At 43.3% G+C, this 21,627-nt stretch carries 19 protein-coding genes; 10 read left to right on the top strand and 9 right to left on the bottom strand.

Features of this window, described 5'->3' with window-relative positions; all coding sequences use genetic code 11:
* Positions 1 to 17 precede the first annotated feature (17 nt).
* From hrpA to SWH54_15690, 6 genes are all read left to right on the top strand, one after another.
* Positions 18 to 3,902 carry an ATP-dependent RNA helicase HrpA gene (hrpA, locus tag SWH54_15715; protein ID MDY6792709.1) on the top strand — a complete coding sequence of 1,295 codons (3,885 nt, stop codon included), beginning with the start codon at positions 18 to 20 and terminating at the stop codon, positions 3,900 to 3,902.
* A 184-nt stretch (positions 3,903 to 4,086) separates the two neighbouring features.
* Positions 4,087 to 4,941 (top strand): glycosyltransferase, encoded by an 855-nt coding sequence (locus tag SWH54_15710; protein ID MDY6792708.1) that lies wholly within the window; start codon positions 4,087 to 4,089, stop codon positions 4,939 to 4,941.
* Between the two features lie 226 nt (positions 4,942 to 5,167).
* Positions 5,168 to 6,172, top strand: a complete 1,005-nt coding sequence (locus tag SWH54_15705; protein ID MDY6792707.1) for a TAXI family TRAP transporter solute-binding subunit — start codon at positions 5,168 to 5,170, stop codon at positions 6,170 to 6,172.
* Between the two features lie 246 nt (positions 6,173 to 6,418).
* On the top strand, positions 6,419 to 8,491 hold the full coding sequence (locus SWH54_15700; protein ID MDY6792706.1) for a TRAP transporter permease: 2,073 nt from the start codon (positions 6,419 to 6,421) through the stop codon (positions 8,489 to 8,491).
* Between the two features lie 92 nt (positions 8,492 to 8,583).
* The gene (locus SWH54_15695) at positions 8,584 to 9,078 is read left to right on the top strand and encodes a universal stress protein (GenBank protein ID MDY6792705.1); all 495 of its coding nucleotides are present in this window, start codon (positions 8,584 to 8,586) and stop codon (positions 9,076 to 9,078) included.
* Between the two features lie 98 nt (positions 9,079 to 9,176).
* Positions 9,177 to 9,671 carry a DUF1566 domain-containing protein gene (locus SWH54_15690; GenBank protein MDY6792704.1) on the top strand — a complete coding sequence of 165 codons (495 nt, stop codon included), beginning with the start codon at positions 9,177 to 9,179 and terminating at the stop codon, positions 9,669 to 9,671.
* A 75-nt stretch (positions 9,672 to 9,746) separates the two neighbouring features.
* Here the strand turns inward: SWH54_15690 and SWH54_15685 are convergent, their stop codons facing one another.
* From SWH54_15685 to SWH54_15650, 8 genes are all read right to left on the bottom strand, one after another.
* A complete protein-coding gene (locus tag SWH54_15685) occupies positions 9,747 to 10,937 on the bottom strand; it encodes a cyclopropane-fatty-acyl-phospholipid synthase family protein (GenBank protein MDY6792703.1) in 1,191 nt (396 codons plus the stop codon).
* A gap of 179 nt (positions 10,938 to 11,116) precedes the next feature.
* On the bottom strand, positions 11,117 to 11,329 hold the full coding sequence (locus SWH54_15680) for a dodecin family protein (GenBank protein ID MDY6792702.1): 213 nt from the start codon (positions 11,327 to 11,329) through the stop codon (positions 11,117 to 11,119).
* Positions 11,330 to 11,704: 375 nt separating this feature from the next.
* On the bottom strand, positions 11,705 to 12,175 hold the full coding sequence (locus SWH54_15675; GenBank protein ID MDY6792701.1) for a periplasmic heavy metal sensor: 471 nt from the start codon (positions 12,173 to 12,175) through the stop codon (positions 11,705 to 11,707).
* The gene (locus SWH54_15670; GenBank protein ID MDY6792700.1) at positions 12,169 to 12,735 is read right to left on the bottom strand and encodes a hypothetical protein; all 567 of its coding nucleotides are present in this window, start codon (positions 12,733 to 12,735) and stop codon (positions 12,169 to 12,171) included. The genes SWH54_15675 and SWH54_15670 overlap by 7 nt, the downstream gene beginning before the upstream one ends.
* On the bottom strand, positions 12,732 to 13,358 hold the full coding sequence (locus tag SWH54_15665) for an RNA polymerase sigma factor (protein MDY6792699.1): 627 nt from the start codon (positions 13,356 to 13,358) through the stop codon (positions 12,732 to 12,734). Before SWH54_15665 ends, SWH54_15670 begins: the two co-directional genes overlap by 4 nt.
* Before the next feature lie 48 nt (positions 13,359 to 13,406).
* Positions 13,407 to 13,721: a hypothetical protein gene (locus tag SWH54_15660; GenBank protein MDY6792698.1), complete on the bottom strand. Its 315-nt coding sequence runs from the start codon at positions 13,719 to 13,721 to the stop codon at positions 13,407 to 13,409.
* A gap of 228 nt (positions 13,722 to 13,949) precedes the next feature.
* Positions 13,950 to 14,870, bottom strand: coding sequence for a hypothetical protein (locus tag SWH54_15655; GenBank protein ID MDY6792697.1), 921 nt, complete (start codon positions 14,868 to 14,870; stop codon positions 13,950 to 13,952).
* A 397-nt stretch (positions 14,871 to 15,267) separates the two neighbouring features.
* On the bottom strand, positions 15,268 to 15,435 hold the full coding sequence (locus SWH54_15650; GenBank protein MDY6792696.1) for a hypothetical protein: 168 nt from the start codon (positions 15,433 to 15,435) through the stop codon (positions 15,268 to 15,270).
* 246 nt (positions 15,436 to 15,681) lie between these two features.
* Here SWH54_15650 and SWH54_15645 point away from each other — a divergent pair, with 246 nt between their 5' ends.
* From SWH54_15645 to SWH54_15630, 4 genes are all read left to right on the top strand, one after another.
* Positions 15,682 to 16,404: a hypothetical protein gene (locus SWH54_15645; protein ID MDY6792695.1), complete on the top strand. Its 723-nt coding sequence runs from the start codon at positions 15,682 to 15,684 to the stop codon at positions 16,402 to 16,404.
* 33 nt (positions 16,405 to 16,437) lie between these two features.
* Entirely contained in the window at positions 16,438 to 17,268 is an 831-nt protein-coding gene (locus SWH54_15640; GenBank protein ID MDY6792694.1) for a hypothetical protein, read from the top strand.
* Positions 17,269 to 18,317: 1,049 nt separating this feature from the next.
* Positions 18,318 to 20,204 carry a hypothetical protein gene (locus SWH54_15635; GenBank protein MDY6792693.1) on the top strand — a complete coding sequence of 629 codons (1,887 nt, stop codon included), beginning with the start codon at positions 18,318 to 18,320 and terminating at the stop codon, positions 20,202 to 20,204.
* A 52-nt stretch (positions 20,205 to 20,256) separates the two neighbouring features.
* Positions 20,257 to 20,721 (top strand): MFS transporter permease, encoded by a 465-nt coding sequence (locus SWH54_15630; protein MDY6792692.1) that lies wholly within the window; start codon positions 20,257 to 20,259, stop codon positions 20,719 to 20,721.
* Between the two features lie 468 nt (positions 20,722 to 21,189).
* Here the strand turns inward: SWH54_15630 and SWH54_15625 are convergent.
* Positions 21,190 to 21,627, bottom strand: a 438-nt coding sequence (locus SWH54_15625; GenBank protein MDY6792691.1) for a PLP-dependent transferase, incomplete at its 5' end; no start/stop codon positions are given.

The raw sequence follows: 21,627 nt of genomic DNA, 5'->3' as shown, positions 1-21,627 counted from the left end.
ATCACGAAAGCATGAAAATGAAAAGCCGTCTAAAAAAGTCTAACATATCAATCAAGAAAAGAAAATGGCGGAAACAAAACCTGCCCCGGTTTTCTTATAACCCGTCCTTGCCGATCACGGATAGAAAAGATGACATTATAACTGCCATTTCCAACAATCAGGTGGTGATCATATCAGGTGAGACAGGCTCGGGAAAAACCACCCAGATACCCAAATTTTGTCTTGCGGCCCAAAGAGGCATCACCGGTAAAATCGGCTGTACCCAACCCAGAAGAATCGCCGCTGTAACGGTGGCCCATCGCGTTGCCGCAGAACTGGGAGAAAAAATCGGCAGATCGGTGGGCTATAAAATACGTTTTAAAGATAAAACCCGCCATGATTCTTATATTAAGATTATGACCGACGGCATTCTTCTTGCCGAAACCCTCAGTGACCCGGATCTTAACGAATACGATACCATCATCGTTGATGAAGCACATGAGCGAAGTCTGAATATCGATTTTGTGCTGGGAATTTTAAAAAAACTGGTTAAAAAAAGAAGAAAAGACCTGAAGCTGATCATTACATCGGCCACCATTGACACGGAGAAATTTTCCAAAGCCTTTGATGCTGCACCGGTCATTGAAGTGTCAGGTCGTATGTTTCCTGTTGATGTTCGATATTTGCCGACTGATCTGGAGTTAAAAAAACAAAAATCGGAAGAAAAAAACGATCTCACCCATGTCGAAATGGCGGCAGATGCGGTTGACACAATAAACAAGGAAGGTCCGTACGGCGACATCCTTGTGTTTATGCCGACAGAGCAGGATATCCGTGAAACATGCGAACTGCTTGAAGGAAGAAATTATAACAATGCCTTTATCTATCCTCTGTTTGCAAGACTTCCGGCATCTGAACAGTCAAGAATTTTTTCACGCCCTCCCGGCAGAAAAATCGTGGTGGCAACCAATGTTGCCGAAACTTCAATTACCATACCGGGTATCAAGTATGTGGTCGATACAGGGCTTGCAAGAATCTCACAGTACAGCCCGCGATCCAGAACCACCGCGCTTCCTGTAATGTCGATATCTAGAAGCAGTGCCGACCAGAGAAAAGGCAGATGCGGTCGTGTGGAAAACGGCATTTGTATTCGTCTTTATTCAGAAAAAGATTTTCTTTCCCGTCCCCTCTTTACCCTTCCGGAGATACTCAGATCAAACCTTGCACAGGTCATTTTAAGGATGATTGCTCTGAATCTGGGTGACATATCCGATTTTCCTTTTATCGACCGACCGGCCAAAAAGAGTATTAAAGATGGGTTTGATCTTCTTTTAGAACTTGGAGCAATCAGCAAAGAGCATGGAAGAGGGTATAAAAAAGGCACCCACCGTTTTAATCTCACTGAAAAGGGAACGTTGATGTCTAAGATTCCCATCGATCCCAGGTTGTCACGAATGCTCCTGGAAGCTCAGCTAGAAGGGTGCTTGAAAGAAGTCACTGTTATTGCATCTGTTTTAAGTATACAGGACCCCCGTGAACGGCCGACAGAAAAGGCCAGGGAAGCTGATGAAGCGCATTTGCAATTTACCGATCCAGCATCCGATTTTATAGCTTTCCTGAATATCTGGGAGACTTATCACCGTACCTGGCGGCAAGTAAAAAGTGCCAACCGGATGAAAAAATATTGCAGGGACCATTATTTGTCTTTTAAGCGGATGAGAGAATGGCGAGACATTCATTCACAGATTTCAGCCATCCTGGAAGAAAACCGATTAAAGGGGAAAGACAAAAAGAATGTTTTACCACCAGAGCAGAATAAGCATGGGAAAGACCGGCAGGAGATATTTACTCCTTTTTACAATGCGGTTCACAAATCGATTTTAAGCGGTTTCCTTTCCAATATTGCGCTAAAAAAGGAGAAAAACTTTTTTCAGGCCGCCAAAGGAAAAGAGGTGATGATTTTTCCCGGTTCCGGACTGTTCAACAGGTCGAAAACATGGATCGTGGCAGCAGAAATGGTGGAAACATCCAGACTCTTTGCCAGGACGGTGGCAAATATAGATAACAGCTGGCTGGAAGTTCTGGGCGGAGATCAATGTAAATATACATATCTGAGCCCTCATTGGGAAAGAAATCGGGGTGAAGTGGTGGCCTTTGAACAGGTCAGCCTTTTCGGACTGATCCTTGAACCTGGCAGACCGGTTTCATATGGAAAGGTCAATCGGGAAGAGGCAGCTGAGATTTTTATTCGCAGCGCACTTGTGGAAGGCGACATGAGACGATCTTTTGATTTCATGAAGCATAACCAAAGATTGATTGATGAAATTAAAGACATGGAAAACAGGCTCAGGCGAAGAGATATGCTGGTCGGCGATCAGGAGATAATCGAGTTTTATCAAGAAAGGCTGAGCGGAATATATGATATGCGAACCCTGCGGAAACGATTAAAGAAAAAGGGTGGTGATAACTTTCTGCAAATGAGCAGGGAAGATCTTTTCCTTTATTCACCGGATGAAAATGAACTTTCTCATTTTCCCAATTGTATTGATATGGGAAATAACTCGTTTGAATGTCTTTATCAGTTTAATCCGGGAAAGGCTGATGATGGTGTCACCGTTAAAATTCCCTCATCCATTGCGCCTGTGGTTTCCCCCGAAACTGTGGATTGGCTGGTTCCCGGCCTTTACCAAGAAAAGATCACTGCTCTGATAAAGGGGCTTCCCAAAACATACCGAAAACAGCTTGTCCCTGTGACCGATACGGTTGATACAGTTATCAGGCACATGCCCAAAAGCAATCATTCTCTGATAACCGCTCTCGGACAGTTTATCTATGAGCACTTTGGCGTTGATATCCCGGCTGCGGCATGGGATGAGGATGTGCTTCCTGATCATCTCAAGATGCGCATATCGATTACGGGCACTAACGGCGAAGAACTGGTTTGCAGTAGAGAAAAAACTATTCTCTGCCAAAATTTTGCCGGAAGTATCCGTCCGGATGAACTTGGAACTGCCGGACAAAAATGGGAAAAGACCGGTATCACCAGGTGGGATTTTGGAGACCTTCCGGAAAAAATTGAGGTAAAGATAAAAAACAAGGGGACCTGGACTGCGCACCCGGGACTTGAAATCGATTCCAAAACAGCAAGAAGCGTAAATCTCCGTCTTTTCTACGACCATGATAAGGCGATCAAATTACATAAAGAAGGGGTTGCTGGTCTTTATGCCATTTACTTTGCCAAAGATTTAAAATTTTTAAAGAAAAATCTGGTGATTCCGCCAGAGGCGGTTCATTATGCCGATTATTTCGGTGGCGCAAGGCGTTTTGTAAAAAGGCTATACGCACGCGTGACCAAACAGCTGTTTCAAAAAAATTTGAGGACTGAAAAAGCCTTTTATTCCCATGCCGAAGCAGTAAAACCGGTTATCATTTCAGCAGGCAGGAAATTATTAGAGTCCGCCATACCGGTTCTTGAGGCATATTATAACACAAGATCTTCGATTTACCGCCTTGAAAGAGGCGACAGGATTCATCAAGAGGTCCTTTCTTTTTTAGGCGACTTAAAAGAAGAACTGGCAAGACTTGTGCCGCAAAATTTTTTAGATCTATACGACGCCAAGCGGTTTGTTCATCTGGCAAGATACATAAAGGCGGTAGAAATCCGTGCACAAAGGGCAGTGATGAATTTTGAAAAACAGAAGGCAAAAGCAAAAGAATTAAAGGTTGTTACCGACAGCCTGAATGATCTGCTTAAAGGCCTTTCGCCTTTGGTATCAAAAGAAAAGAAAAAGGCCGTCGAAGAGTACTTCTGGTTAATTGAAGAGTATAAAGTCTCTCTTTTTGCCCAGGAATTGAAAACGGCCATTCCGGTTTCCCAAAAGCGACTTGAGAAGAAGTTAAGCGAGATAGAAAGAATGGTGTAGGATAAAGGGGCATAAGTGACAAGTTATTATTGCACCAGATGGACTGAGGAAGGGTTGCTGAAAGAAAGGAACGTCGAACATCGAACGTTCAACATCGAATGTTGAATAAGGTATTCTACCCATTTATAAGCCAGCCGAGCGAAACGATTTCAGCATTCGATGTTTAGTATTAAAAATCATAATAATGAAGAAAATTGATAATCAAAACCCCACTGTCAGTGTCATTATCCCAACGTACAACAGGGGCTGGATACTTAAAGAGGCCATTGATTCCGTCTTGTCACAGCACTTTGACAATATTGAACTGATTGTGGTGGATGACGGGTCCACGGATAACACCATGGATATCCTTGATGCATATGCCCGGGATATCATCGTGCTCAGGCAGGACAACCGCGGAGTAAGTGCGGCCAGAAATGCGGGGATATCTTGCGCATCCGGGCAGTTGATTGCTTTCCTTGACTCGGATGACCTTTGGTTATCGGGGAAAGTGTCCAGCCAGGTTGATTTTTTCCACTCAAATCCCGCTGCTTTGATATGCCAGACCGAAGAGCTGTGGCTCCGAAACGGCAAGAGGGTAAATCCCAAGAAACGCCACCAAAAATTTTCCGGAATGATTTTTAAACACTGTTTGCCCCTTTGCATCGTGAGTCCTTCTGCGGTCATGATGAGAAAAAGAATTTTTGATAAAACAGGGATGTTTGATGAAAGCCTTCCTGCATGTGAAGATTACGATTTGTGGCTTAGGATAAGCCGGAAATACCCTGTTTTTTTAATAGACACCCCGCTTATAGTTAAAAGGGGTGGTCATGGGGACCAACTGTCAAAAACACCGCAACTTGATAAATACCGGATACGTTCACTGAAAAAAATAATTCAAAGCGGACAGCTTTCAAAGGATCAGCGCATCGATGCAGTGAAAATGCTAAAAGAAAAATGCCAAATATATGCCAAGGGGTGTTGGAAAAGAGGACGCAACGAGGAGTCAAGATACTATTTTGACCTGGCGCAAGCATTTACACCAAATGGCAAAAAATAACCTCAAGAACGGTTGGGCTTTTTAATAATCTGAAATTATTATGATTCATTCACAATTTGCCGGTTTTATAAAACTGTTGCATTGGATAATTTATTTTGATAGACAGGACCAATACTTGAATGAAACTCATTTTATTTAAGTATATGAAGGGGGGGATAAAAAAAGGAAGATGAGAACTTGGGCGTATGTCATTTAAAAAATCTTTAATTAAAAAAAGGAGGTAATGATGAAAAAAATACTCATTTTGGGTGTGGTCCTGATGTTCGGATTTGCGCTTGTTGTCGGGTGTGGGCCTTCAGGTGAAAAACAGGCAACAGAAGAGGCGGCAGCACCAAAAACCACTTTTATAACCATAGGTACCGGCGGGATTACCGGCGTTTATTATCCCACTGGCGGTGCCATTGCCAAGATTGTGAACAAGAAAAAAGATGTGTACGGGATTCGTTGTACGGTGGAATCTACCGGCGGATCGGTCTTTAATGTAAACGCAGTTATGGCGGGCGATCTCCAGTTTGGTGTGGTGCAGTCGGACAGGCAGTATCAGGCCATTAACGGTCTCGCGGAGTGGAAAGACAAAGGCAAGCAGGAAGACTTAAGGGCGGTATTCAGCATCCATCCGGAGTCCATCACCCTGGTGGCTGCGGTTGATGCCGGCATCAATGATATCGCCGACCTCAAAGGTAAAAGAGTAAATATCGGTAACCCGGGTTCAGGCCAGCGTCAGAACTCCATCGATGCCCTGGAAGCGGTTGGAATCGACTACAAGGCAGATATGACTGCCGAAGGAATTAAAGCTGCAGAATCGGCCAGCCTCCTCCAGGACGGTAGGATCGATGCATTCTTTTACACAGTGGGGCATCCCAGTGGGTCAATCAAGGAAGCAACCTCGGGCGCAAGGAAAGTACGCTTTGCCTCAATCACCGGTGTAGACAGCCTTCTGGCAAAATATCCTTACTATGCCAAGGCATACATTCCGGTTAATTTGTATCCCGGTGCTGAGAACACGGAAAATGTGGACACTTTCGGTGTGAAAGCGACTTTTGTCACCTCTGCCAAAGTGCCGGACGACGTGGTATATGCAGTGACCAAAGAGGTTTTTGACAACTTTGACGCTTTTAAAAAGCTGCATCCCGCTTATGCGGTGCTGACCAAAGAGGGTATGCTGGAAGGCCTTTCCGCAGAATTGCACCCTGGTGCATTGAAGTACTATAAGGAAGCCGGCCTTAAATAGTCGTTTTAAAAAATACCTGCCCTTCAGGCAACGGGACCGATATGAATCACCGGTCCCGTTGCCTAATACTGATTTCACCGGCACCATTTCGGCTGTGCTATTTGTACCTGCATTTTTCTTCAACCCATTCTTTATTCAGACAACCAGCCAATGCCGGTAAGCTTTACTCTCTTTAAAATATTCAGGTTTTAAGTATCCAGGCGATGATAAAATCGCCTTCTACTCTTGACTGATTAGGTGATAAATATGAGTAATAATGAAATGATTGAAAAGGATGATGGTCTGGAGTTAGCAAGAAAGATGGCCGAGGAAGAAGAGGGTATCGGGCGAAAGCCCCGGGGACCTTCAAAGTATGTGATTCCCACCATTGCGGTAATCTGGAGCTTTTTTCAGCTGTCCATCGCCAGCTGGCTCATTCTCGATTCCACATTCATCAGGGCCATCCACCTCGGTTTCGCACTTCTTATTGTTTTTCTAAATTATCCCCTGTTTAAGAAAACACATTTCGGCCTTAAATTTCTGTCCACCAAAACAAAAATTCCCATATTCGATTATTTGATAGCGATCCTGGCGGCTTTCTCCGCCCTTTACATTGCCATCGATTATGCAGGCATGACCACCCGTTATGGCTCACCCATACTAAGGGATCTTATTTTTGGAGCCATTCTGGTGATCCTTTTGCTGGAAGCATCCCGCCGGGTGATCGGGCCGGCCCTGCCTTTTATTGCAACGGTTTTTATCCTGTATTCGTTTTTCGGTCCTTATATGCCCGATGTGATCGCATTCAAAGGGGTTTCGCTCAACCGGTTCATGGGGCAGATGACCATGTCCACCGAGGGAATTTACGGTATCCCCCTGGACGTTTCTGCGACCATTGTGTTTCTGTTCGTGCTTTTCGGAGCGATGCTGGACAAGGCCGGCGCAGGCCATTATTTTATCCAGCTTGCCCTGGCCCTTTTGGGTGGGTTTAAAGGCGGACCCGCCAAGGCAGCCATTGTGGGCAGCGGTTTGACCGGAATGGTATCCGGGTCCAGTATCGCAAATATAGTCACCACCGGGACATTTACCATACCGATGATGAAAAAGGTGGGGTATCCACCCACCAAGGCGGCGGCGGTTGAAGTTGCAGCAAGCACCGACGGCCAGCTTGCCCCGCCTATTATGGGTGCGGCGGCATTTATAATCGCTGAATATGTAAATGTGCCGTATATTGAAGTCGTCAAGGCAGCCGCAGTCCCTGCCTTTGCCTCATATGCAGCCCTTTTTTATATCACCCACATAGAGGCATCCAAGCTCGGATTGAGGGGTTTATCCCGCCAAGAGCTTCCTCTTTTCTTCAAAACATTAATCAGTGGCATTCATTTTCTCATACCGCTGGTCATGCTCCTGTTTGAGTTGATTGTGGTCAGACACTCACCGGAGCTGGCCGCTTTTAACGCCATATGGGTGATGGCAATTATCATGTTTTTACAGAACCCGGTAAAGGCATACATTAAAAAAGAACCGATCGGGCCTGCGTTCAAGCAAAGTGTAATTGATATTTTTTCCGCCATGGCTACCGGCGCAAGAAATATGGTATCTGTGGCCCTGGCCACTGCCGCGGCCGGAATAATAGTGGGGGTGGTGGCACTGGGTCTTGGCGGTCTTATTACCCAGATCGTTGAAACCATATCCGGGGGCAATATCTACCTGATGCTCATCATCACCGCAATTGCAAGCCTGGTGATAGGAATGGGACTTCCCACCACGGCCACTTACATCGTTATGGCATCTTTGACGGCACCGGTTATCGTTCATATCGGTGGTGCCGCAGGCTTTATTGTTCCGCTGATGTCCGCCCATCTGTTTTGTTTTTACTTCGGAATTCTGGCGGATGACACCCCACCGGTGGGATTGGCCGCATACGCGGCAGCTGCCATTGCCAAGTCTCCACCGATTCCCACCGGCTTGCAGGGCTTTATGTATGATATCCGTACGGCAATTTTGCCCTTTATGTTTATTTTTAACAGCGATCTGATACTTCATAAAATTACCAGCTGGCCCCAGGGGATTCTTATTTTTCTGATGGCATGTTTGGGGAACTTTGCTTTTGCTTCAGCGACCCAGAGGTGGTTTGTGGCAAAGGTTAAGTTCTATGAGATCCCGTTGCTTTTATCTGTAACTGTGGCCCTTATGCGTCCGGATGCGGTCTCGAGTTGGATTGGTATCCCCCATGACCAGCGTTACTGGGTATATCCCATCGGTCTTGCTATTTTCGGGCTGATATACCTGATACAAAGACCGCGAATTCCCAAACGGGGTAATGTTCCGGCAACCTGACCGGTTGGGTTACCCAATACGTAGTGAATCCGCCGGAGCTTTCCGGTATAAAAAAGGAGAGCCCGGCGGAAGACAAAAAGGAAAAAAGCATTATGGATGGTATAAATAACATACTGGTGGCTTTGGGTTTTTCAGAATATGCTGAAGGTCTATTCGATTATTCGGCGAAACTGGCAAAAAGTCTGGATGCACAACTCATTGTGGCAAATGTGATAAACTCACGGGATGTTGAAGCAGTGGCCTCGGTGGCATCAATGGGTTATGAAGTGGATGGCGATAATTATGTGTCAACGCTTAAGGAAGAACGCAAAACTATTTTGCAAGAAATGCAAAACAAATCCGCCCTTAAAGGCGAAAACCTAAAGGCCATCTTTAGAGTCGGTAATCCCATTGATGAACTTTTAAAAATTATTATCGAAGAAAAAATCGATATGGTGGTTATGGGAATCAAAGGACGTACGGACCTGGAGAGTGTCTTCATCGGGTCGGTGGCAGAAAAAATGTTTCGTCGTTGCCCCGTGACCTGCATTTCTTACCGGGATGAAAAAAATGCCGAGCGGTTAAGAAAGCGTATTCATCTTAAATAGCATTCGGTAAAAAACAACGCTGTGCAACAGACCGGCAGTTCGTTTTTTTGCTGGCCAGTGGGTCATCATACGTACAGGCTTTATATAGGGAGGAAAAAATGTCCCAAAGGATATCATCAGCAATCATTTTTATAGTTGCCATGTCACTGTTCCTTCTTGCTGCTCCGGCTCTCGCCGGTGACCGTTTTACCGATAACGGGGATGGCACGGTTACGGATCATCAGCTGGGTGTCATGTGGGCCAAAACGGATAATCACGGCGATATTAATTGGAAGCAGGCGGAAAAATGGGTAAAATACACTTTTCCGCTCACCCTTGAAAAGAAGTATGACAACTGGCGCCTTCCGACTCTAAAGGAGCTGGAAAGTCTCAGCATTAAAGATAAAAAATATCGGGGTTATGAGACTGCCTGTGGCCAGTGGGTTAAAATAGTGCCTGAGATACGACTTACCTGTGGATGGATCTGGACGTCGGAGGTCAGTGAAATCGGGCCAACCGCCAGTATTTTCAACTTTGACAACGTTTATCACTATACGGTTAGAAAAGCCCACAAGCGCGCTTACCGCGCTCTACCGGTGCGTGATCTTAAATAAACCTGATTTTTATCGATCACCGCCCATCCGGTTTTCAGTGGGTGGGCGGTGCCTTCATGTGAGCAATATCCTCCATTATATTTCACGATAAACGTGGGCTCGTGTCGGTGGCAGTTCATTATTTAGTCCATTGGAGAAAAGAACTTGAAACAGGCGGGTATTCCCATATCTGAATCCCGCAATTGATCCGTTTAAAAACAGACGCCACCGCCTCACAAAAGATTCATCAAACATTTCTCGGACCTTTTCGACATTTTTCTCATAGTTCTCTGTCCAGTGCTCTAGTGTTTTTGCATAGTGTTGGCGCAGATTTTCCACATCGAGAATGGAAAAGCCGGTTTTTCCCATTTCCTGTACAATTTCACTCAAACAAGGAATATATCCACCGGGAAAGATATATTTTAATGTCCAGGGATCACCCGGAGACGGTGTGTCTTTTCCAATGGTATGCAACAGACCCAGCCCTTCACTTTTTAACAAATCCGATACCTTTTTTATAAAAATCGGAATGAATTTTTTCCCCACATGTTCAAACATGCCGATGGAAATAATTTTATCAAATTTTCCGCTTAACTGCCGATAGTCCTTGTATATGACCTTTATTTGATCCTTAAGTCCCAACTCCTCGATTTTTTGATTGGCATATTCATGCTGATTTTTTGAAAGGGTGATTCCAACACCGTTTATTCCGTAGTTTTGAGCAGCATAGATCAGCATCCCTCCCCAGCCGCATCCGATGTCCAGAAGAGATTCACCCGGTTTAAGCAAAAGCTTGCGTGAAATATGTTCATATTTATTGAGTTGTGCCTGGTTAAGAGAATCGTCCTTTTTATTAAAATAAGCGCAGGAATAAGTCATGGTGTTATCGAGAAAGAGGGTATAGAATTCATTACCCAGGTCATAATGATGAGAAATATTTTTCGGTACGCGACGAAGTGTGTCACGATTTAGCAGTGAAATGATAAAAAACCTCAGTTTCTCTACCAAAGAGAGCCTGCTTTCATCAAAATTAATGGAAAATCCCATGTAAAAAAGCTTCAGCAAATCTCCCTTTATTTCAATTGCTTTATCCATATAGGATTCTCCAAACCCACAATAGCCGCTCTTAATGATTCTTTTTACACATCCCTCGTCTTTCAAACGCAGTGTAACACAAGGGGTCTCTCCAAAAGAGATTTTATCCCCGTCCCAGAAGTCTATGGCAAAACATTCATCCGGACAGGAATGATGCATCATTTCAGCAATTTTTTTAAATGTTGTTTTCATAATGAGAATCTTTTAAAAAAATGTAAACCTATCTATGTTACAATTCAAAATAAAAAAAGCCTCCATGGTGATACACAACTTCCATGGAGGCTTTGAATAGAAATATTATTTTTTAATTCTGTCTTACTGCCTCCGGAAAGTTAATTCTACCAGGACAACAAGAATGGTTGGCAGGCTGATTATTCCGTTACGTATTTAAATGAAAGCTGCACTTTTGCGCGAAAGGCTGTCACTTTGCCATCTTCTACTTTCATATCCAGTTTTTCAATCTCTGCGACCCTTAAATCCCGGAGGCTTTTCCCCGCTGTCTCTACTGCGTTTTTTGCCGCTTCTTCCCATGAATTGGGGCTGCTTCCAACCAGATCGATGATTTTATATACACTTTCGCTCATTTTTCCCTCCTTTGTTATTGGTTGAAATTAATGTATGAGTTTCTGCCGCTATCCAGCCCTATCTCAAAGATTAGGGTTGTTAAAACGCAAAAAGCCTCCAAAGGGATAGACTAACCTGAGAAGGCCAATATAGGTAATTTCAAACACTCCTTTCGCATCGTTTTCTCCAAAAGGTTGTTTATTAGTTTTAGTTATACCCTACACCACTAAAAAGGATAAAGTCAAGACAGAAAAGGCAAATAAAAACCATCCTTGCGGGATTTACCAGGGAAGATCAAAAAATATTTAACAAAAGAAATGCCCTGCAAAACAGCCGCTACATTTCACAGGGCAAACAGGCAAGTAAACCGGAAGATGATCACAAGGCTTTTTCCATTAATCGAAGCTGGACCTTTTCTTAGGACGATCCCGCCTAGATCCCAGCTCTTTACGTATCTTCTGACGTCGCAATTGTTTGTATTGTTTCAGTTGTCGGAAACGGTCCAGACCCAAAATCTTTCTTATCTCAAGTAAAAATCTAAACTGTTCATTGGCCAGATCGGTTCGCGCTTGCTGCAATCTGGCAAACTGTTTGACAGTTGCTTTTTCGTCGAGGTGCTCGTTTTCCAGCAGATTGTCGAGTTCAAACTGTTCGCTCCTCAATGCACTTTCAAGCTTTATGAGCTTTCGCCGGCTGTCAACAAATTGTTCGTCCAGCTTGTTTATTTCTTCTTTGCTCAGGTTGAGTTTTTCAGATGCCTGCGGGCGGTGCCACCATTTCCCTAAACCTGTATTTTTTGCGGTGACTGTGGCAGGTGAAATAAGGAAAACAAACAATAGGGCTACATAAAAAACCTTTCTTAACATGGCTTAACTCCTTTCCTCTCCTGATAGTAAGACAGGGAGTCTGTTTCAGTGGATGGAACAACAGATTTAATAAATTCATCGTCTGTGCCTAAGTAAGATTCCTCAATGATATCAAGATAGACCTGGGGAAGAACGTTTTCGGCAAGTGCACTGATTTCTGCCATAAAATTATCGTCCCTCCATGATATCTGCGAGATGATATCGAGTGAATCTTCATCTGGGATTGAGCTTGGTAGCGACAACCAGACTACTATTAAAACCATTGCGGTTGCGGCAGCGGTTGCGGCAACTGCACCGAAAGAAATCCGCCAGTCATGCATCCATCTGTATATTATTGAAGATTTTTCCACAGGCAAAGAGATCTTTCTGTGCATCACAGGGGCCAGTTGCCTTGCTTTTTGGCTCAGGTTGTTCAAATCTTGTTCGATCATTTTGATATCGGCGCGACACCTGGGGCATACTGACAAATGCTTACGAATGGAATCAGGCAGTTTGGTCTCATCAACGATTGCCAACAGCAGCTGGCTTTCATCCGGATGTGGTTTTTGCTTAAAACTCATGCCAATTCTTCCTTAAGTATATGTAATGTTTTCGAATTGTTGCGAAATTTCACCAGCGCACGGTACAGATGTGTTTTTACTGTACTCTCACTTTTTTTTAAAGCCTGGGAAATTTCTTTTATGCTGAGATGGTCCATAAATCTAAGCAGAAAGACTTCCCTTTCCATGGGTGGCAGCTGATCTAAAATCAGGCCGATCTGTTTCCAGAAATCCTGCCTCATCAGTTCGTTGATCGGTTCAGTTTGGTGGTTTATTGGTGTGTCTGTTATTATTTCATTGCTGGTGCCGGTCATTTTAAAAAGCGACCGGAAATGTTTTTTACGATTAAAATCCCTGATCCGGTTGATCGCAATGGAAAAAAGCCAGCTTTTAAACCGCTCAGCCTTTTTAAGGCCAGACAATTTACTAAAAGCCTGCAGGAAAACGTCCTGAGTGATATCTTCCGTATCCATTTGCGTTCGTAGGCGGTAGAAAATCATTTTAAATATATCGTCTTCAAACAGGCCCACAAGTTCGGTAAATGCGCTTCGGCTACCGGCTTTGGCCCTCTTTACCAGAGGGATCCACGGGGGAGCGATTCCATCGGTAAGGGGGCGGCATTTTTGTTGAATCCTCGGAGACATAGGTGCCTATATTAACCGCTGGGCAGGTGTCTGTCCATGATTTCCGTCCTAGTTGTTCTTTTTATTGTGTTTTAAGCGGTAAATATGTTTATTGGCCTTATCTTGCTGATGTTCCAACCGAAATCGTTCTTTTTGTGTCAGTTTACCATCTTTCAATGCCTTCTGTTTTGTTTTTTGAATGCGGCGCTGTTCCCGTTCAAGCCGGAGAGCCTCCTGTTTGGTCAGTTCTCCGCTTTTTAATCCCTGATGGATTCTTTTTTGCTGTTTAATCTGTCTGTTACCCGATATGCCTGCCTGAACAAAATCGATGGTCGCATAAAAAAAGACCGGCATTACTGATATCAATAGGGCTATTTTTTTCATTGCCGTGTCTCCTTTTTCTTATCTTTTAAAACCATAAGACGGATGACCCTTTAAAATAGTTTACAACTCCTATAAAAGAAAAAAGATGTTTTTAAGCCTTTTGAAGCGAGATAGCTGTCGTAGGTTCATCTCCAGATAGGATTGTTAAGTATGGTAACAGGCCCATAGGCAATTCCCCGGCCGAACCTTAGGTTTCATGCGTCGTTGTGCCCAGTCGGGCATGAAAATTTATTGAGAAGTTAGGTTTGGATTTCTATCGGTGTGTTTTAAGAACGGATTTTTTTTCTTAGGAATAAATTCTTTAATAAAGTCTAAAGAATGGAGAATGGAGATTGCTTTTACGAAAAGAATGGCGAATGCATAGATGATCAGAGAAAAAATACCATTTTTATCACCATTGAGTGTATTAAGCCAAGATATCACCAGATAAATTGCGAGGATTGCCTCTGTTAAAGCAGCAATTATTCCCAGAAAATACTGTCGGGTGAAAAAATAGCCACCACCGGGAAATAATATAGAAATGATGACCGCAACAGCGTTTGTTTTAAACTTCAGTTTACAACTTTCGCAGATATAGCTATCAGCAGGAAGCTCATTGGTGCATCGTGGGCAAAGGTGTGTTCTGGTAGAAGTGTCACCCTCTATTGGCTCCCATCGTATGGTTTTGAGCAGTTGTTTGATTTTATTTTTTTCTTTTCCGGCTATACCGATAAATTTATCTTTACTCCCATGTTTTGCGTACCTGACCACGAGGGATTTCCCCTTCATGTATATCGAGTTGCATTGTGAATAAAGGATCTGTGCGATCGAATTTCTGTATGAATAAATCGGAGTGGTCGGTATATGAAAAATGCGCTTGTTGGTGAAAATAAATAAAGATCTTTTTAGATAAATAAAAAGCCAGCCGATAAGGTATTTTTCGATAGTTGAAATCGGTGAATATCCGGTGGTGATCAGAAGTACTCTTTCGTTTTCCTTTATAAAAGGTTTGATAAAGGAAATCTTGACAATCAGCTTTCGCTGCCGCTTCTCAATTTTTTTCTTGTAAATATTTTTAGGGTTGGAAAACAGTATTTTCCGATCAACCGGAATCCCGAAAATACGCTGTCTGATAACACCAAATACCGGAGGTTTTTTTTGCTCTGTCACTAAAAGAGGCTCCTTGTTTAACTTGCTGTTTTTCAAAGATATCAAACCATAAAACAGAATTGGCCCGGATAGCAGAACCATAAAACCATAGCAGGAAAAGCTGATTCAGTAAAGATTTTAAAACAAAAAAGTTTATACAAAAACCAGCCGGGGTTCGCTCAAAAACGATGCTCTCCGCCGCAAGCAGATGAGGTATTCAAAAGATTATATTGACGTTTTTTTTCAATCTAAGCCGGAATGATGTTTTTAGATTGCAAAGATGTAACGTGATATGGTCTTATAAACTGTGTCGTAAGGTTAAGCAATCAATAGTTTTTATCTTGACACTCAAATATAAAAATACTATAATGTTTCAATATATTGCTTTGGCTACCATGCGAAAAAAGCGTTCTATATCCTATCGAAGTTTATATGCTGCTACCTGTTCTGCTGACAAATCATAGCTGTTGGCAGCAACCGGGTATTTTGCTCCATCAACTTCATAAGCGATAAGTCGCAGTGGTTTTTTGCTGGTTGATTTCGGCAGTTTTGAGCGATACGACGGAATCGATAAAAGTGACGCCATCAAATCAACCATGTTGGCTTTAGCAGATGATCTTAAAATCTCATCCCCGAAGGCATCATGTTTAGGGATTCAAGCGGTTGGTTTTGAATCATCAAGTCCATAACTGGTTAGAATAAATTATCCGGGGATGGCGCATATCGGTTCTTAACCTGATCGAACGCACCCAGTATATTTATGACCTCATCATATTATGATATAGTAAAAAGCAATTAAACAAAAACATAACACCAAGGAAAGGAAAGAATTATGGCAAAACAAGAAAAAGATTCAACTACTACAGACCGGGAAAAAATTTCAAGTAGTCAGGGCGTGAAGCAATCCATTTCAGATACAGAAACCAGGGTTCTGCATCAGTTAATGTCTGCGCGAACTGTTGAATCGGTGGAAGCTTCTGTCAGTTATGCGAGATTTCTCAGAATGTCCGGGCTGACTTCTGAAAATTATCCACTGTTTCTGAAAATGCTGGAAATCGAAAATCACTGGGTACTGGATGCCTTGATTGGAGACCAAGATCCTTTTTTGCTATTGTCAACCATTCCACCCAATAATTACTTGGTTTCCAGATGTTTTCGACTGCTAACAAGGTGGCGAGCAGGTGGTATCTATCCGAAGACTCTGGCAATCGTGCTTGGTGTGCTGCAAAACTCGTATAGCTCTCCACGTGATGGATATAAAATTTATCCATTAACTATTTCAGACATCGACAACCTGGGAAAACATCTGGAACAAGAGAAGGGACAGGCCGACCCAAGCAATAGGTGTATTCTGGATATTCTTGAAAAAATTGGGAATCTTGCAGGATTGCAGCTGGATGACAACATGGAACAGGTGGCGAGACAAGCCTTGAAGATTAGAACCGCCCTTTTCGACAATACCAAAATGTTAGAAGACATAATCCCACAGGTTCTGATTGTGCGTGGGGATTACCGTGAAGACGAAGTGCCGCCGCGGTATGTTTTTGCAGACTAATACTGGTGTTTAACAGTACACAAGGAGGAAAAGATGACAGCTTTTGAATATACTGAAAATTGGACGGAAGAACAAATCCAAGAAATTGAAAACAGGCTATTGCAGGGAATTTTCCAATGCAGAACCACTGAGGCGGTTGAAGCCGCAATTACTTATGGCGGTTTTCTTAGCACCGTAGGAATAACACCAGAAAATTGTCCCCTCTTTTTAAAGATCCTCGAGATTGAAAACCATTGGGTGATAGATGCACTGATCGGAGAACGCGACCCGTTTTTGCTGTTATCTGCGGTGCAACCCAACGACTATATCGTTCATCGAATTTTCGGAATGATGACCAAGTGGCACAAGGGAGGTATTTATGAAAAAAACCTTTCCGTCATTCTGGGAGTACTTCAATCCGTATACAGCTCACCGAAAGAAGGATACAGGATTTATCCCCTGACGATTGCCAACCTCAATGCGATGGGTAAGCATTTGGACAAGGAAAAAGGGCAGGATGACCCGCTGAACAGAATCATATTGGAGATTCTCGATAAAATTTCCCAACTTGAAGGCAGCGGCAATTCGGATATGGAGGAAATTTCCATTCATGCCAGTAATATCAGGAATGCGTTTTTTGATGAGCGCTTAAAGATGGATGGAGTTATCCCTCCGGTACTTTTGGTCACTTTTGATGAACGCAAAGAAATTCCGCCCAGAAAACGCAAGAATATTACGGTCGAAGCAAGAAAATCAGAAACAGGCGCCGGAGGATCGGTAAGGGTTGCCGGTGCGACGAGTGAGAAAAAAGAGCCAGCTGCCAGCGCACCGCCTGAGAAAAAAGGACCGGCTGGTGCGGAAAAAGAGAAAGACACTGATAAATAGAAGGGGAGAGACATTCGAAAGATAGAATATTTTCGATCGAACTTCTTCCAATGAGATAAATAAACGGCGTTCTCCAACGGGAGGCCTTAAAAAGGTAGCCCAAGGAGGACGCTAAGGAGGAATGGCCAAGTATTGTTCATGTTAAATGGGCAGGAAGAGTGCTGATTCCCAAGGAAGGCGCATCCAAGCCAAGCAGACACGGAAGGCAAGTTGCGGTTGAATCTGATCGCAGGCCAAGTTTAAAGACAAGGTGCGCCCACTTGCTCCAAAAAACAACTCGTTGTCGATGTAGCAAAAGTGCATTATAGGCCCTGGTGGAGACTCTTCCAGGTAAATACACGAGAATTGAAGTTTTGCAAAGATCTCACACCGCTTTTATAGAAGCAGTGCCCGATTGGTACAGGAGTTGCTCACATTAAAATATATGATTTTGAAAAACCAGAGAAAATGACCAACTCCGGGGGCTCATTGCTAAAACTGGAGTTAAGTGAGATGCAGCAAAAGGTGTTGTTAAAAGCCTGTAAAATTTATCGTGCAAAAATGCCAAGTTATTTGAGTTCAAAACAGGCAGAATTGCAGCTTGTCGACGAGTTGATTGAAAAACTCACATAAACACGGTTGGACAAGACCGTCGGGTTCGTTTTTAGCTGTAAATTACCCTGCAAAAACGCCGGGGGTTTTGAAATTCACTGCCGTTATATCACCAAAGACTTTCAGTCTGGCTGATTACCGGTTGGCGTGGGTAGTAAAGATGCAGCGAGTATAACGAAAGAGCAACCGGTGTCGCTTTCAATGAAGCCAGGCAATGCCCTGCATCATCTTAATCGGCATCCACATCGAATAAACAACCCAGCGGTCTCTACCTGCCAAAAGCACTTCAACGCCCCATTAACATACGAAAGTACTTATAATCGACTCATCTTCAAGATTGGAAGGCTACAGGTTTAGGCTGAATAAATTTTTACAGCTTTGGCAGGATGTTTACCTGTATGCCATGCGTAGATAATTTTTTAGTCCGGGTTGGGATCATTTTTTGAGGGAGCATTTAGATGACCGATCGCCGCGTTATGGTCATGGATAACAACAATGACCTCATTGAAATAATACGAAATACATTGATGCCGTACGGGTATGAAGCGCAATTGGTGGAAGCCGGTGAAAACGGCATTCATATCGTTAAATCACTCAAGCCCACAGCGGTTTTTGTTGCCGCACGACAATCAGATAAATCCAGCCTGGCACTTTGCAGCAAAGCCAAAAAAGTGACCGGCAGTCAAATACCGGTTATTCTGATTTCTTCCAATATTCCCCAATCAGATCTTAATCTGCATGGGAAACAAAGATATCATGCAGATGCCTATATTAATGAAACGGATTTTTTCAATGGCGCATTCGTTGAAAAAATATCCACGCTGATCGATTTAACGCCTGCCGAACAAGTGGATGCAGTGCCAATATCCGATCCGCCCGCAATGGATGCCGCAGCAAAAAATCTATCAGGGAATGCAACTATTGATGGACCCCTGGATGCACTTGACGATGAGCCGGAGTGGCTGGCCGAACTTTATAAAGAAAATATCGGTGGCGAGACTATCGATCCAGACGACGACTCGTCGCATACCGAAAATGATTCGGATCGGTATGTTGCGGAGGAATCATATACCGATGATGACTTGGAACAACGCCTTCATCAGCAAGAAATAGAAATTGCCGGCCTGCAGGCTAAGATTGAAGAAACGCAACGCGAGGCACGAAGCTCGCCGTTTTCGAGAGACTATTTAAACCTTCGTGAAAACTTGGCGAGAAGGGAACGGCAGATTGTCCAGATTACTGAACAGCTTGGGAAATACCGTTACAAGGCTTTAACCGGTGATGAACGGCTCAAAGAACTGGCAAAGCGCATGCTCAACCTCAAGGCTGAATTGGAACAGAGTCAAGCCCGAGAGAAAGAACTGTCCCTTCGCTATGAGGCAATGCCCGCCGAATTGGCCAAACTGAAAGCGACCCTTGATGAATCAAAAAAGCACTACGATTCAATCATCGATAAGATAAATAAGGAGCACGAAGATTCGGTAAAAAAGCTAGCTGAAACGCACGAGGAAGCGGTTGTTTCTTTAAAAAACAAACTGAAACAGGAAAAAATCAATGCCAAAGCTCTGGCAGAAAGTGATTATCAGCAAAAGTTTGACAAACTACAGCTCGAACATGATGCCAAGATCGACTCTTTAAGAGAACAAGTTGAAAAAGAAAAAACCAAAGCCGTCAATGAGTCAGACATTAAATGGCAGCAGAGAATCGAAAAGAAGCAGCATGAATTTGACGAAACAATAGCGCAGTTGAAAAAAGAGCACCAGAATGAGCTCGGAAGTTTCAAATCAGGAGTCGACGGCGTTCAGGGCCTCCTTGATACTGAAATAGACGCTCTAATGGACGAAAACAAGGCAACGGTTGATCGCTTAAAAGAAGAACACCAAAAAACGGTTGACTCGTTAAAAAAACAGATTGAGAAAGAAAAGGAAGAAGCTAGAGCCAAGTTCAAGGCCATACTCGAGTCACATGAGGAGTTCCAAAAATTAGAGAAAGGACGTCATGACCTTATCCCCAAACTGGAAAAAAAGCATGCTGAAGAAATTACACGGCTCAATGCCGAACATAAAAAAGCCATCAAAAAGTATCAGGAGGAATTAAAGACCCTCGATAAAAAATATAAGCAAGATCTGCATGAACTCGATAAAAAGTATTCTTCAGAAATTGGCGGAATTAAACAGAAAAAAAGTGCCGAGATTGATGACCTCAAAAAGAAACTGGCCAGAGACGCTGAAAAGAATGCCGAATTACTTGAAGAGGAGAAAAAAGCACACAAGGAGACGCGTATTCGGTTGGAATCCAAGATAGCCGAACAACTAGTCACCAAGGCCAAGCAGGGTTCTGCATAATGTTTTTCCACCAGCGGGGAGACAGGTTTGATCCAGGCAATGGAAAAGTATCATGAAAAAACAGCCTAAAGAAATTGTGATTTCCAGCGATAAGGCTGTATTCTGGCTTGACTCAAATGGCCGCTGGCACAATAAACATGGAGAGTTTGAGCACAAAAAAATAATCGATTTCTTTCATTCGTCAATCAGAAAAGATAAAGACGGCTACCATGTTGCCCAGGCTACGGACAGTTATACTGAGAAGGTTTATTTCAAATATGAAGACACCGCTTTATTCGTGTTTAATATTTTCACCAAAGAAGATATTTACCTTTTATTGAACACCAAAAAACAAATCAGACTGAACCCTGAAGAGCTTTTTATAAAAAAAGACCGTTTATATGCCAAGGATGGAGAAGAGCTGGTAAAATTTACCGAACAAAGCATGATAAAGATATCAAAGTTCATGGAAAATGATAATGATGTTTACTTCATCAAGATAAATGATAAAAGATATCACATACCGGTAATACGATAATAATTGATCGAGGGGTCGGGGAGTTTTTTATCAATAGCCTTTTTTTGTGAACCGTTTGAGATTTAATGCTTGTGAGTGGTTCGTCCCGAGAAGCGCCCATTTGCCCGTATCCGCCTTAACAAATAAGTCCAGTACTCTGTACACGCCCCCTATCTTCTCAGTTAAATCCATACAGGCAGAGACGATCAACGCGGCCGTGAGATTCTGTCCCCTGGGGCTGGCTCAAATCGAATCTCAGTCCGCCGCAGGCGGACCGTACACCAGTTTCTCAAAATTATTGTTAAGGCGGATACGGGCAAATGGGCGCTTCTCGGGACGAACTGAGTAGGGATTGAACCCCCCCGACCCCTTGTATATAAATTAAAGATTTAAAAAACAAATTACCGAGGATAGAATCAATTAATCATAGTTTTATTTTAAAAGCCATGTCCTTGGCCATTTAATGTTCGATGCTGAATATCCGTATATTTAGTCCAATGCCTGCTTGAAATCTTCAATTAAATCTTCGGTTGCTTCGATACCGACGGAGAATCGAATTAAGTTGTCTGAAATTCCAAGTTTTTTCAGATCTTCCTGGCAAAGACCGGAATGAGAAGTGGTCACCGGCCGGGTGATTAGCGATTCGATGCCCCCAAGACTCGGGGCAACAATCGGCAGGGCGGTGTTTTGCATAAAACGTTCTGCAGCTTCCACACCACCTTTTAGCTCAAAACTAAGCATACCGCTGAAGCCATCAAACAATTCGCAGGCACGCTGATGGCCGGGATGGCTTTCAATACCCGGATAGTTAATTACAGAGCTAAACCCCCAGCTAAGCTGGGGAGAATGGCAAAAGCTATGCTGAGTATTTAAAAAATGCTCCTTTTGGATTAAAGGTAACAGCGCTGATTCTGTGACCAAAATCCA

The organism is Thermodesulfobacteriota bacterium (assembly GCA_034189135.1).
GTDB lineage: Bacteria > Desulfobacterota > Desulfobacteria > Desulfobacterales > JAUWMJ01 > JAUWMJ01.
The sequence above is the reverse complement of the archived record's forward strand: the minus strand, read 5'-3'. Positions and strand labels throughout refer to the sequence as shown.